The following is a 12,914-nucleotide window of genomic DNA, read 5'->3' as shown; positions in this document are numbered from 1 at the left end:
CCGCCGGTGGTGTACGCCCGGTCGATCGGTCAGGATGGGCCGGGGCGTCGCCGGGCTGGCGCCCCGCACCGAGTGACCGCCGTGCCCGTTGAGGAGTGCCGTGCCGTCCACCCTGCTCTCCCGCCGCGACCTGGACTTCCTGCTGCACGACTGGCTGCGGGTGTCCGAGCTGGTCGAGCGCCCCCGCTACGCCGAGCACTCCCGGGAGACCTTCGACGACGCCCTCGACCTCGCCGAGCGGGTCGCGACCGAGCAGTTCGCACCGCACAACCGGGCCGCCGACCTCGCCGAGCCGACCTTCGACGGGCAGCGGGTACGGCTGATCCCGCAGGTCCGCGCGGCGCTGGACAGCTTCGCCGACACCGGCCTGCTCACCGCCGGGCTGGACGCCTCGGTCGGCGGCCTGCAACTGCCGCACGCCGTCGCGGCGGCCTGCTTCACCTGGTTCCAGGCCGCCAACGTCGCCACCTCGGCGTACCCGTTCCTCACCCTGGGCAACGCCAACCTCCTGCTGGCGCACGGCAGCGCGGAGCAGGTCGACACCTACGTACGACCCATGCTGGAAGGCCGGTTCTTCGGCACCATGTGCCTGTCCGAGCCGCACGCCGGCAGCTCGCTCGCCGACATCACCACCCGCGCCGAGCCGCAGCCGGACGGCACGTACCGGCTCTTCGGCACCAAGATGTGGATCTCCGGCGGCGATCACGAGCTGGCCGAGAACATCGTCCACCTGGTGCTGGCACGGATTCCCGGCGGCCCGCCCGGGGTGAAGGGGATCTCGCTGTTCATCGTGCCGAAGGTGCTGGTCGGGCCGGACGGCTCGCTCGGCGACCGCAACGACGTGGCGCTGGTCGGGCTCAACCACAAGATGGGCTTCCGGGGCACCACCAACACCCTGCTCAGTTTCGGTGACGGCGGCCACGCCCCCGCCGGTCGCCCCGGCGCGGTCGGTCATCTGGTCGGGCCGCCGCACCAGGGGCTGGCCCAGATGTTCCACATGATGAACGAGGCGCGCATCGGGGTGGGCGCCGGCGCCACCGCGCTCGGCTACACCGGCTACCTCAAGAGCCTGGCGTACGCCCGCGAACGGCCGCAGGGCCGGCCGGTCGGCGCCAAGGACCCGGGCACGCCGCAGGTGCCGATCATCGACCACCCCGACGTACGACGGATGCTGCTGGCTCAGAAGAGCTATGTGGAGGGGGCGCTGGCCCTGGTCCTCTACTGCGCGCGGCTGCTCGACGAGGAGAAGACCGCCCCGGCCGAGGCCGACCGCGAGCGGGCGCACCTGCTGCTGGACGTCCTCACCCCGATCGCCAAGAGCTGGCCGTCACAGTGGTGCCTGACCGCGAACGACCTGGCGATCCAGGTGCTCGGAGGGGCCGGCTACACCCGCGACCACGACGTGGAGCAGCACTACCGGGACAACCGGCTCAACCCGATCCACGAGGGCACCCACGGCATCCAGGCGCTGGACCTGCTGGGGCGCAAGATGACGATGCACGGCGGCGCCGGGCTGACCCTGCTGATCTCGACGATCCGCGCGACCGTCGACCGGGCCGGACCGGCCGGGGGTGAGGCCGCCGAGCTCGCCGACCGGCTGGCCGACGCGGTGGATCGGGTCGTCGCGGTGACCCGCGGACTGTGGGCCGACGGCGACCCGGTGCTCGCGCTGGCCAACGCCAGCGTCTACCTGGAGGCGGTTGGGCACGTCGTGGTCGCGTGGATGTGGCTGGAGCAGGTGCTGGCCCTGCCGCCGGAGGGGTCCGGCGACACGTTCCACGCCGGCAAGCGGCAGGCCGCGCGTTACTTCTTCACCGTCGAGCTGCCCCGCACCGGTCCACAGTTCGACCTGCTGGACAGCCGGGACCGCACCACGCTGGACATGCGGGCGGGCTGGTTCTGAGCGGCCCCGCCCTCACCGTCGGCGGGTCTGGTGGTGCATCGCCTGCCGCCCCTTGACCACACCCAGGATGATCACGATCACCAGCGCGATCAACCCGATGATGATCAGCCAGCGGACCGCCTCCAGGATCAGCCCGAGCAGGATCAGCACGCCGGCGACCACGCCGACAACCCAGAGCAGCGCGCGCATGTCCACCTCCGGTAACCGGTCGCGCCCGCGGCGGCGACCTCCCGGTCACCTTCCCGATCCGGCCGAGATCATGCCGGAGCGCCGCGCCGGCTCAGCCGGCGGTGCGCGCGACGTAGACGGTGTTGGCGGACTGGCCGCCGGTCAACGGGTTGGCGAACGGCACGACGTGCGCCCGCGCGGTCGCGAACACCTCGGTGAGCGCCGCCGTGAACTCGGCGTCCGGCGGGTCGTCCGACCAGAGCGCGAAGACCCCGTCCGGGCGTAGCAGGGCGGCCAGGCGCCGCAGCCCGTCCGGTGCGTAGAAAGCGGCGTGGCTGGGGTGCAGCACGTTGCGCGGAGAATGGTCGACGTCGAGCAGTACGGCATCGAACCGTCGCCCCGGCGCCTCCGCGTCGAACCCGGCGTCGCCAGCCACGGCGGCGAAGAAGTCGGCCTGGACGAACCGGGTCCGCGGGTCTTCGGCGAGCCCCGCCGCGAACGGCAGCAGACCGCGACGGTGCCAGTCGATCACGTCCTCGATCGCCTCCACCACCAGCAGCGACCGCACCCGCGGGTCGTCCAGCGCGGCGCGGGCGGTGTAGCCCAGACCGAGGCCGCCGACCACCACGTCGAGCGTGTCGCCGGCCAGCTCGGCCAGCCCCAGCCGGGCAAGCTCGATCTCCGCGACCGGGAAGAGGCTGGACATCAGGTACTCGTCGTCGAGCTTGACCTCGTACACCTCGACCTGGAGCGCCGGGTCGCGGCGCCGGCGCAGGCTGATCGCGCCGATCGGGGTTTCCCGCCAGGCCAGCTCCTCGAAACGCGTGCCCACGGGTGCCCTCTCGCCGCCGGATTCGTCCCCGGATGGTACCGGCCCGACCGGCGCCGGCCACGCAGGGTCCACGGGACATCGACGCAGCGCATATCCTGTGCCGGCCGATACAGCGGGAAGGGATCTCATGCCGTCGCGGCAGGACCAGCTGCACTCCTACCAGTTCAGCGTCCAGCGGGCGGTCGCCGCCCTGGTGATGCGCGAGACCGATCCGGCCCAGTCGCCGTTTAGGCGGCTGGCCGGTGCCGCGCTGGCCAGCGTCCTGGTCGCGGCGATCGGGCTGGGCGGCTCGGCGCTCTACGGCCTGTTCGCCGGCGGCGGCAGCGGCTGGCGCGACCCGGGCGCGGTGATCGTCGAGAAGGAGTCCGGCGCCCGCTTCGTCTACCGCGAGCAGAAGCTGCACCCGGTGCTCAACTACGCGTCGGCGCTGCTGATCGTCGGCGCCGGTCCATCGACGGCGTGCCGCGCGGGCTGCCGCTGGGCATCGCCGACGCGCCGGATTCGCTGCCCGCCCCGGGCCGGTTGGCCACGGCCGCGTGGACGGTCTGCTCGACGATCCCGTCCGGCGCGGCCGGCGAGGCGCCCCGCTCCGCGCTGCTGATCGGCGCCGAGCCCGGCGGTGGCCGGCCACTCGGAGAGGACGCGCTGCTGCTGCGCCACCCGGACGGCGGGCTGCACCTGGTCTGGCACCAGCGGCGCTACCTGATCCGCGACCCCAGCCGGGTGCTGGCGGCGCTGGCCACCACCCGGGCCCGGGCGGTCCCGGTGGCTCCCGCCCTGCTCAACTCGCTGCCCGCCGGCGTCGACCTGGCCCCGCTCGCCCTGCCCGATCTGGGCGGACGCGCCTCCGGGGTGCCGGGCGCCACGATCGGTCAGGTGTACCTGGTGCGCAACTCCGGCGGCGGTCGGCAGTACGCGGTGGCACTCGACGCCGGGCTGGCCGGGATCACCGAGTTGCAGGCCGGGCTGTTGCTCGCCCGCACCGGGCAGGGTGAGCCGGAGCCGATGACGCTGGGCCGGTTCGCCGCGCTGCCCACGGTGCCCGACCTTGCCCCGAACGGTCCGACCGCCCCGCCGCCGGCCCCACCCCGGCTCGCGGCCGGCGACGACGGGGCGCTCTGCGCCCGGGTCGGCGACGACGGCGGTACCGGGGAGGTGCGCTGGGGCGTACCGCTGCCGGACCTCGCCGCCGTGCCGCGGACCGCGCCGACTGGCAGTGCCGTGCTGGCCGACCACGTGGTGGTGGAGCCGGGGCGCGGCGCGGTGGTCGAGGCCGCCGCGGCACCCGGCGCGTCCGGCGGCGCGGTCTCCGTGGTCACCGACCTGGGCCGGCGGTACGTGCTGGCCGACCGGGACGTGCTCGCGATGCTCGGCTACCGCGACGTGCGCCCGCTGCGCCTGCCGGCGGGTCTGGTCAGCCTGGTGCCGGCCGGCGCGACCCTCGACCCGGCCGCCGCGAAGGCGGTCGCCGCCCCCGCCTGACGTGGCCCGGCTGGTCTCGGGTCAGGCCGCCGGGCGGCGCAGGATGCTGACCGCGAAGGGTGCGTCGTCGCGCCACGGGCGCAGATCCCACGTGGCGAAGCGGTGCTCCAGGCGCAGCCCGGCGGCGACCGCGTCCGCGTCGAACGCGGTCAGCGGGTAACCGCGCTCGGTGCCGAAGCCCACCGCCAGCACGCCGTCCGGGCGCAGGTGCCCGGCGAGCCGGCGCAGCACCTCCGGCTCGGTGCCGGCGGCGACGAAGGCGAGCACGTTGCCGGCCAGCACCGCGGCGTCGAACGGCTCGGCCTCACCGAGCGCGGGCAGGTCCAGCTCGGCCAGGTCGGCGACCAGCCAGTGAGGGCCCGGGTAGTCGGTGCGGGCGGCGGCCACCAGCGCGGGGTCGGCGTCCACCCCCACGACGGTGTGCCCCCGCTGAGCCAGCGCCGCGCCCACCCGGCCGGTGCCACTGCCGGCGTCGAGGATCCGGCAGCCCGGCGGGACCAGGGCGTCCACCAGCCGGGCCTCGCCGGCCAGGTCCGCTCCCTCGGACGCGAGCTTCCGGAACCGGTCGATGTACCACTGCGAGTGCTCGGGTCCGGTGTCGGTCGCCCAACGGGTCGGCTTGGCCATGTGGCCACCGTAACCGGGCCGGCGGGGACGCGACGGGCGACCCGGGCGAGCGGGACCCGGGTCACCCGCGTCATCCGCCGGCGTTCCCGCCGGCCGATGACGCCGGGCTTGCTCAGCCCTTCTCCGCGCCGGTGGTCAGCCCCTCGGTGAGTAGCCGTTCGCTGGAGAAGAAGAGGATCACGATGGGCAGGGTGAGGACGACCGACCCGGCCATCAGCACCGTCTTGGGCACCTCGACCCCATCGGCGAGCAGGGACAGGCCGAGCGACACCGTCCACCGGTCCGGCTTGTCGACCAGGAACAGCAGCGCGAAGAGGAACTCGTTCCAGGCGATCATGAAGTCGTAGAGCGCGACCGCCATGATCGACGGCATGGCCAGGGGCAGGCTGACCCGGCGGATGATGCCGAGCCGGCCGGCGCCGTCGATCGCGGCGGACTCCTCCAGGCTGACCGGGATGGTCTCGAAGTAGTTCTTCAGCATGTAGACCGAGACTGGCAGCGTCTGCGAGATGTAGACGAGCACCAGGCCGAACAGTGAGCCGCGTAGCCCGGCCCGGGTGAAGACCACGAACAGCGGGATCGCGATGACGATCGACGGGAACAGGTAGACCGCCAGGAACAGGAAGTCGACCTGCCGCCGGCCGAAGAACCGAAGCCGGGCCACGGCGTACGCCCCGGGGATCGCCACCAGCAGCGTGAGCAGTGTCGCCGCGACGGCGACCAGGCCACTGTTGCGGATGAAGGTGAGGAATCCCTGGCCGCCGTCGTCGGTGGCCTTGAGCACCTCGGCGTACGTGGCGACGGTCAGCTCACCGAAGCCGACCACCAGTGAGCCGGGGTCGAGCAGCAGCCGCTCGATGGGGCGTACCGAGAGCATCAGCATGTAGTAGAAGGGAAAGACGGTGATCACCAGGAACGCGGCGATCACCAGGCGGCGCAGCCAGCGCAGGCTGACCGTCTCGACGAGATCGCGGTCCATCAGCCGACCCTCCGTCCGAAGAAGCGCAGGTAGATCAGCACGAACACGATCAGCACCACGGCCAGTACGACCGCCTGCGCGGCGGCGGCGCCGATGTCGGTGCGCGCGGTGAGGAACTCGTACACCCGCACGCTGACCACCTCGGTGCCGGCCGCCCCGCCGGTGAGCAGGTAGACGTCGTCGAACTTGTTGAACGTCATGATGAAGCGCAGCACGCCCAGCAGGGCGATCACCGGCAGCAGCTGCGGCAGCAGGATGTACCGGAACCGCTGGGTGGGGGTGGCGCCGTCGACCCGGGCGGCCTCCTCCAGCTCGCCGGGCACCGCCTGGAGCCGGGCCAGCAGGAACAGGAACGCGAACGGGAAGTACCGCCACGCCTCGAACACGATCACCGTGGCCAGCGCGGTCGACTCCTGGGACAGGAACGGCACCGGGGCGTCCCAGCCGAGCAGTCGCCGGCCCCAGTCGTTGACGATGCCGAGCTGCGGGTCGAGCATCACCTGCCAGACGAAGGTCACCGCGACCACCGGCGCCACGTACGGCAGCAGCATGGACGCCCGCACCAGGGTGCGACCGCGGAACGGCCGGCGGACCACCAGGGCGGCGACCAGGCCCAGCAGGATCGACCCGACGGTGCCGCCGAGGCTGTAGACCAGCGTGGTCCACAGGGTGCTGGCGAAGCCGGGGGTGTGCAGCACCCGGTCGACGTTGTCCATGGTGAACTCGCCGAACAGTCCGGTCTTGCGCAGCGTGGCGAGCCGGACCCGCTGGAAGGCGAGCACCACGGTCCAGACGATCGGGATGCCGATGACGGTGATGGTGACGAGCAGGGTCGGGGCGACCAGCGCGAGCCCGGCGCGGGACTCCCGACGGCGCAGGGTCAGCGGTCGGCGGCGGGCCGGCGCCGGTCGCTCGCGGGTGGGCGAGCGACCGGCGCCGGGTGCGGTGGTGGTCAATTGACGCCCGCCTTGATGGCGTCGACGTCCTTCTTGGCTCGCGCTGCGGCGGCCGCCGCGTCGGACTTGCCGGAGATGACGTCGTTCAACGCCTTGGGCACCGGCAGCTCGCCGAGCATGGCGCCGACCAGCTTGCCCTGCCCCTGGCCGAGCCCCCAGCGTTGGAAGGTGTCCGGGCTGCGGCGCAGGGTGGCCAGCACCTCGTCGCCGTACACGTCCGCGAGGGGCTTCTTCGCGTCCACGCCGGCCTGGCTGGTGTTCCAGGCGGCGAGGTACGCCTCGGGCTCGGCCGGGGTGCCCTTGCGCACCGGGAAGCGGCCTTCGGGCGACATGCCGAACCAGCGCGGGTAGCCGTCGCCGAGCATGTACTCCACGAAGGACTTCGCCGAGTCGGTCGCGGCGCCGTCGAGCACCGCCCAAGAGCTGATTTCGCCGTACTGGGCCGGTTCGGTGCCGTTCGGGCCCTTGATCGCGGTGACGAATCCGCTGTTCTTCGCCAGGAACGACGGGTCGGCCTGGCACTGCGGGCAGGTCGGCTTGGCGTCGTTGCGCAGCCCGGCCAGCTCGTCGAGGATGAACGGCGACCAGACCACCATGGCCGCCTTCCCGGCGAAGTAGGTGGCGCGGGTGGTGTCCACGTCCTGCGCGCCCTTGATCGAGCTGGTCCGGATCAGGTCGCCGTAGAAGCGGAACGCCTCGACGCACTGCGGCGAGTCCAGGGCGACCTTGCCGGCGTCGTCGGTGAGCTGGCAGCCGTTGGCCAGCGCCAGGTGCTCGAAGGTCTGCTGGGTGAACACGTCGCTGGGGGCGGTCGCCGCGGTGATCCCGGCGACGCCGCCGGTGTTGAGCCTCGCCGCGGCGGCGGTGATCCGCTCGTACGTGTCGGGGGCGGGCAGGCCGGCGGCGGCGAAGAGGTCCTTGCGGTAGACGAGCAGTTGCCCCCAGCCGTCGCTGGGCACGGAGAGCTGTTTGCCGTCGTCGGAGGTGAGCTCCAGCGCGCGGGGGGAGAAGGTCTGCCGGCCGAGCGTGTCGACGATCTCGGTGTTGGCCGAGGCGTGCAGCAGTTCGTTGCCGGCGAGCGTACGGATGCCGGCCAGGGAGACGGAGCCGACCACGTCGGGGAGGTCGCCGGCGGCCGCGTTGGCGGCGATCAGGGAGGGGAACTGGTCCTCGTTGACGGTGACCAGTTCAACCTGGACCCCGGTCTTCGCGGTGAAGTCGGCGATGATCGCCTTGGTGGCGGTGACCCGGTCGGCCACGTCCTCCAGGCTCCACACGGTGATCTTTTTGCTGTCGCTGTCGCTGTCCGGTTCGTCGTCGCCGCAGGCCAGCAAGGTGCATGCGGTAAGTGCCATGATCAGGGTGGTGGCGAGTATCCGCCTCGGAGGTGTTGACATCGGTGGCACTCCTCTCGAAGGGTACATGAAGGATTCAACGCCTTCGATTGATCAATAACAAGACATATAACGATTTTTTGCCTATCCTGGAGCCCAGTGCTACCGGGATGTGACTCATGGTCAACTGGGTTGTCTCTCTCGCGGGGCCTCGACGGATCAGCCTCGAGCCCTGCCCACCGGATCCGCTCGGCCCCGGCCAGGTCCGGGTGCGCACCTGCTACTCCGGCATCTCGGCCGGCACCGAGCTCACTCTCTACCGGGGCAGCAATCCACGACTCAGCAAGGACTGGGACGACGCCGCGCGGATGTTCGTGCCCCGGCAGACCCCGGTGCCGTACCCGCTGATCGGCTTCGGCTACGAGGAGGTCGGCGAGGTCGTCGAGGTGGCCCCGGACGTCGCCGACCGGCACCCGGGGCAGCTGGTCTGGGGCATCTGGGGGCACCGCGCCGAGGCCGTGCTGGCCGCCGGGGCGGTCCGCCCGTTGCCCGCCGGCCTGGACCCGCTCGCCGCGGTCTTCGCCCGGCCGGGCGCCATCGCGCTGACCGCCGTGCTCGCCGGCGACCTGCACCTCGGCGACTGGGTCGGTGTCTTCGGGCAGGGCGTCATCGGGTTGCTCGCCACCCGGCTCGCGGTGCTCTCCGGCGCGCGGGTGGTGGCGGTCGACCGGATGCCCGGCCGGCTGGGGCACGCCGCCCGCTACGGCGCCCGGTCGACGGTGGTAGCCGGCGCGGAGTCCGCCGCCGCCGTGCTGCGGCAGGCCACCGACGGCCGGGGCGCGGACGTCTGCCTGGAGCTGTCCGGGGCGTACCCCGCGCTGCACGAGGCGATCCGCTCCACCGCGCACGCCGGCCGGGTCGTGGCCGCCGGCTTCTACCAGGGCCAGGCCGACGGACTCGGCCTCGGCGAGGAGTTCCACCACAACCGCATCCAGTTGGTGGCCGCCCAGGTCTCCGGCCCGACCCCCGCGCCGAGCATGGCCGGCCGGTGGACCGGTGACCGGGTGGCACAGACCTTCATGGAGCTGGTGGCTGAGCACAGCGTCGACCCGTTGCCGCTGGTCAGTCACATCGTCGACGCCAGCGCCGTCGCCGACGCCCTCGCGCTGCTCGACCGCGGCGCCGGTGACGTCCTTCAAGTGGTGCTGAGGTTCTGATGACCACCATCGCGCTGGCCTGCCAGGAACAGCTCCTGCCGGGCACCGACCTGATCCAGAAGTACGCCCTCGCCACCGCCCTCGGCTACCAGGGCATCGAGCTGCGCGGGCGCGGCGACCTCGCGTTCGCCCGCCGGCTGCCCGAGCTGCGCCGGGCCCGCGCCGCCGGGGTGGTGATGCCCACTGTCTGCGTCGAGATGGACCACTTCATCGGCGACTTCGACCCGGCACGGTCCGCCGACGCGGTGCGCAACCTGTGCTCCCAGCTCTCGGTGATCGCCGAGTTGGGCGGCGTCGGGGCGATGACGCCGGCGTCGTGGGGGATGTTCTCCCGGCGGCTGCCGCCGTTCGAGCCGCCGCGCCCACCGACCGGCGACCGGCAGGTGCTCCTGGACGCCCTCGGCGAGCTGGGCGAGCACGCCCGGGCCGAGGGGGTCACCCTTTTCCTGGAACCCCTCAACCGGTACGAGGACCACATGGTCAACCGGCTCGACGAGGCGGTCGCGCTCTGCGCGGCGGTCGGGCTGCCGTCGGTGCGGGTGGTCGCCGACACCTTCCACATGAACATCGAGGAGGACGACGTGCACCGGGCGTTGCGTGCCGCCGCGCCGTACCTCGGGCACGTGCAGGTCAGCGACTCCAACCGGTACCAACCCGGCGCCGGGCACCTCAACTGGCCGGCGCTGGTGCGGACCCTGCTGGAGCTGGACTACCGGGGCTGGCTGGCGCTGGAGTGTCGGCTGCGCGGCGACCCGGTCCGCGCCCTCCAGCAGGCCGCCACGGTGCTGCGGCACGCGCTGCCCCGGCGGGCCGCGGCATGACCGCCGACGCCCTGGCCCGCACCGGCGCGCCGTCCGACCTCGCCGGGCTGCGCCGACTCGCGGTCGCCACCCTCGACGCCAACTGGGAGCACGACCACACGGTGCCCTCACGCACCCTCTACCCGCACCAGTGGAGCTGGGACTCCGCGTTCATCGCCATCGGGCTGGCCCAGGTCCGTCCCGAGCGGGCCTGGCGGGAGCTGGCGAGCCTGTTCCGGGCGCAGTGGGCCGACGGGCGGGTTCCGCACATCGTGTTCAACCCGGCGCTGCGGGTCGGCGCGTACTTCCCGGGGCCGGAGCTGTGGCGTTCGGCGACCGCCGAGGGGGCGCCGGCTGTCGACACCTCCGGCCTGGTCCAGCCGCCGGTGCACGCGCTCGCCGCGTGGCTGTCGTACCGGCGGGCGCCCGACCCGGCCGGCCTGGCCGCACTGCGCCGTCTCTATCCGGCGTTGGTGGCTCAGCAGCGCTACCTGGCCGAGCGGCGGGACCTGACCGGCGGCGGGTTGGCCTGCATCGTGCACCCGTGGGAGTCCGGCCTGGACAACAGCCCGGCCTGGGACGAGCCGATGGCCGCGGTGCCGGCCGAGGCGACGGTGATGCGCGCGTACCGCCGGCACGACACCGCGCACGCCGACGCCGCGCACCGCCCCACGGACCTGGACTATGCGCGCTACCTGGCGATCGTCGCCTCGTACCGGGATCGCGCCTACTCCGACCAGCATCTGGCCGACGAGCACCCGTTCCTGGTGGAGTGCCCGCTGTTCAACGCCGCGTTCGGTGCGGCCGAGCACGCGCTGGCCGAGATCGCCGCGCTGGTCGGCGCCGACCCGGGGCCGCACCGGGCCCGTGCGGCCCGGATCACCAAGGCCCTGGTGCGCCGGCTGTACGACCCGGCCACCGGCACGTTCGCCCCCCGCGACCTGCGCACCGACCGGCTGGTCCCGGCACGCACCGTGCTGGGCCTGGCGCCGCTGATCCTGCCCGGTCTGCCGACCCGCCAGGCGGACGCGCTGATCGTGGAGGCCCGGTCGGCGCGCTTCGGGGTGGCTCGGCGGATGGACCGGCCGCTGCCCAGCCACGACCGGACCGCTCCGGACTTCGAACCGTTGCGCTACTGGCGCGGGCCGAGCTGGCTGAACGTCGGCTGGCTGGTGCGGCGCGGGCTGCTCACGCACGGGCACCCGGAGCTGGCGGCCGGGCTGCGCCGGTCCATGATCGGGCTGGTCGCCGGCGCCGGCTGCCACGAGTACTTCCATCCGGACACCGGCGCCGGGCTGGGCTCGCCGGCGTTCAGTTGGACCGCGGCGCTGCTGCTCGACCTGCTGGCCGAGGACGCCGGGACCACGCCGCACTGAGCACGTCGGTGCGTCGGCGTACGGTGTCCTCGTCCCACGACGCGAAGGAGCACGGTGCCCGAGATCGACAAGGTGGCCTGGATCCTCATCGAGGACGGGCGGGTGCTGAGCACACGCTCCCAGGGCAAGGATGTCTGGTACCTGCCGGGCGGCAAGCGTGAGCCGGGGGAGAGCGACCTGGACACGCTGCGCCGGGAGGTCGCCGAGGAGTTGAGCGTCGCGGTGGACGTCGCCGGCGCCGTGCACGTCGGCACGTTCACCGCCCAGGCGCATGGCCACGCCGCCGGCACGACGGTCCGCATGACCTGCTACCGCGCCGCACACGACGGCGAGCTGAGGCCGGCCAGCGAGATCGCCGAGCTGGCCTGGCTCGGGTACGCCGACCGGCACCGCACCTCCCCGGTCGACCAGGTCATCTTCGATCATCTGCTGGCGGCTGACCTGCTGCGCTGACGGCGCAGTTTGTCGGCACCGGCCGGGGGTAAGCGCCGGGGCGTGACCGACAGGGCGGGCGGCGGGCAGTTCCCACACTTCATCGACGCGGTGTCCCGGCGGTCCGGCCTGCCGGCCGAGCAGGCCGCCGCCATCGCCCGCGCCGTGCTCCAGACGATGGCAGAACGGGTGAGCGGTGGGCCGCCCGACCCCCTCGCCGGGCACCTCCCGGACGACCTCGACGGCTACCTGACCGACCCGGCCCCGCCGACCATGACCGCCGGCCCGGACAGCGGCGTGGCCGGGCTGGACACCGGCCTGGACATCGGCGGCACGGCTGCGGCCCCGCCGGCGCCGGACGCCGGGCCGGTGGAGTTCCTCCGCCGGGTGGGTCAGCGCGCCGGGGTCGACCCGGCAACCGCCCGGACCGGCACGGGCGCGGTCTTCGCGACCCTGCGGGAGGCGGTGACCGTGCGGGAGTTCCGGGAGATGGTGGCGCGGTTGCCGCGCGATGGCGACGGCGATGTCACGCCGGTCCCGCCCGATCCGTATGGGGCCTAACCCGCCGCACAGGTGTGTTTTCGGTGAGACCCACTCCAGATCGTAGAAATTGCGGTATGCCTGACATTCGTAGCCCCGCGAACCGGTGTCGATCATCCGACGAATGGGCCGTCGAGCACACGATTCCATTGTGTTGAGCGGGAAATTCCACCACGCAAGAAACAATGTGCCGAAAAATTGGCCGCTGGCAGACGTGTTAGGCGAAAATTCACCGTTGCGCCAGGGGGATGATCGGACGATATTCGTC

At 72.9% G+C, this 12,914-nt stretch carries 12 protein-coding genes and 1 pseudogene; 7 read left to right on the top strand and 6 right to left on the bottom strand.

Going from position 1 to position 12,914, the window contains the following annotated elements:
* Positions 1 to 100 precede the first annotated feature (100 nt).
* Positions 101 to 1,903 (top strand): acyl-CoA dehydrogenase, encoded by a 1,803-nt coding sequence (locus ACWD6N_RS20325; protein ID WP_450005060.1) that lies wholly within the window; start codon positions 101 to 103, stop codon positions 1,901 to 1,903.
* Between the two features lie 12 nt (positions 1,904 to 1,915).
* On the opposite strand, the gene ACWD6N_RS20320 is transcribed toward ACWD6N_RS20325, so the two are convergent.
* Both ACWD6N_RS20320 and ACWD6N_RS20315 read right to left on the bottom strand, forming a co-directional pair.
* Positions 1,916 to 2,092: a hypothetical protein gene (locus ACWD6N_RS20320; RefSeq protein ID WP_355067416.1), complete on the bottom strand. Its 177-nt coding sequence runs from the start codon at positions 2,090 to 2,092 to the stop codon at positions 1,916 to 1,918.
* Between the two features lie 91 nt (positions 2,093 to 2,183).
* The gene (locus ACWD6N_RS20315; RefSeq protein WP_450005059.1) at positions 2,184 to 2,903 is read right to left on the bottom strand and encodes a spermidine synthase; all 720 of its coding nucleotides are present in this window, start codon (positions 2,901 to 2,903) and stop codon (positions 2,184 to 2,186) included.
* Positions 2,904 to 3,030: 127 nt separating this feature from the next.
* Between ACWD6N_RS20315 and eccB the strand changes: the two are divergent.
* Positions 3,031 to 4,385 (top strand): annotated as a pseudogene (gene eccB / locus ACWD6N_RS20310) (type VII secretion protein EccB).
* A gap of 21 nt (positions 4,386 to 4,406) precedes the next feature.
* Here eccB and ACWD6N_RS20305 read toward each other — a convergent pair.
* The 4 genes from ACWD6N_RS20305 to ACWD6N_RS20290 form a co-directional block, all read right to left on the bottom strand.
* Positions 4,407 to 5,012: a class I SAM-dependent methyltransferase gene (locus tag ACWD6N_RS20305; protein WP_450005058.1), complete on the bottom strand. Its 606-nt coding sequence runs from the start codon at positions 5,010 to 5,012 to the stop codon at positions 4,407 to 4,409.
* A gap of 112 nt (positions 5,013 to 5,124) precedes the next feature.
* A complete protein-coding gene (locus ACWD6N_RS20300; RefSeq protein ID WP_089021366.1) occupies positions 5,125 to 5,991 on the bottom strand; it encodes a carbohydrate ABC transporter permease in 867 nt (288 codons plus the stop codon).
* The gene (locus tag ACWD6N_RS20295) at positions 5,991 to 6,947 is read right to left on the bottom strand and encodes a carbohydrate ABC transporter permease (protein WP_387326639.1); all 957 of its coding nucleotides are present in this window, start codon (positions 6,945 to 6,947) and stop codon (positions 5,991 to 5,993) included. Before ACWD6N_RS20295 ends, ACWD6N_RS20300 begins: the two co-directional genes overlap by 1 nt.
* Positions 6,944 to 8,344, bottom strand: coding sequence for an ABC transporter substrate-binding protein (locus ACWD6N_RS20290; protein WP_450005057.1), 1,401 nt, complete (start codon positions 8,342 to 8,344; stop codon positions 6,944 to 6,946). The genes ACWD6N_RS20295 and ACWD6N_RS20290 overlap by 4 nt, the downstream gene beginning before the upstream one ends.
* 116 nt (positions 8,345 to 8,460) lie before the next feature.
* Between ACWD6N_RS20290 and ACWD6N_RS20285 the strand changes: the two genes are divergently transcribed.
* The 5 genes from ACWD6N_RS20285 to ACWD6N_RS20265 are packed head-to-tail and all read left to right on the top strand — an operon-like array spanning position 8,461 to position 12,667.
* Complete coding sequence (locus ACWD6N_RS20285) at positions 8,461 to 9,498, top strand: zinc-dependent alcohol dehydrogenase (RefSeq protein ID WP_450005056.1); 1,038 nt, start codon at positions 8,461 to 8,463, stop codon at positions 9,496 to 9,498.
* Positions 9,498 to 10,319, top strand: a complete 822-nt coding sequence (locus ACWD6N_RS20280) for a sugar phosphate isomerase/epimerase family protein (protein ID WP_354966715.1) — start codon at positions 9,498 to 9,500, stop codon at positions 10,317 to 10,319. Before ACWD6N_RS20285 ends, ACWD6N_RS20280 begins: the two co-directional genes overlap by 1 nt.
* The gene (locus tag ACWD6N_RS20275; RefSeq protein WP_450005055.1) at positions 10,316 to 11,674 is read left to right on the top strand and encodes an MGH1-like glycoside hydrolase domain-containing protein; all 1,359 of its coding nucleotides are present in this window, start codon (positions 10,316 to 10,318) and stop codon (positions 11,672 to 11,674) included. The genes ACWD6N_RS20280 and ACWD6N_RS20275 overlap by 4 nt, the downstream gene beginning before the upstream one ends.
* Positions 11,675 to 11,728: 54 nt before the next feature.
* Positions 11,729 to 12,127 (top strand): NUDIX hydrolase, encoded by a 399-nt coding sequence (locus ACWD6N_RS20270; RefSeq protein ID WP_450005054.1) that lies wholly within the window; start codon positions 11,729 to 11,731, stop codon positions 12,125 to 12,127.
* Positions 12,128 to 12,169: 42 nt separating this feature from the next.
* Entirely contained in the window at positions 12,170 to 12,667 is a 498-nt protein-coding gene (locus ACWD6N_RS20265) for a DUF2267 domain-containing protein (RefSeq protein WP_450005053.1), read from the top strand.
* Positions 12,668 to 12,914: the final 247 nt, after the last annotated feature.

The organism is Micromonospora sp. NPDC005163 (genome assembly GCF_053599835.1).
Note: the sequence above shows the minus strand (reverse complement) of the source record. Positions and strands in the feature narration are given on the sequence as shown.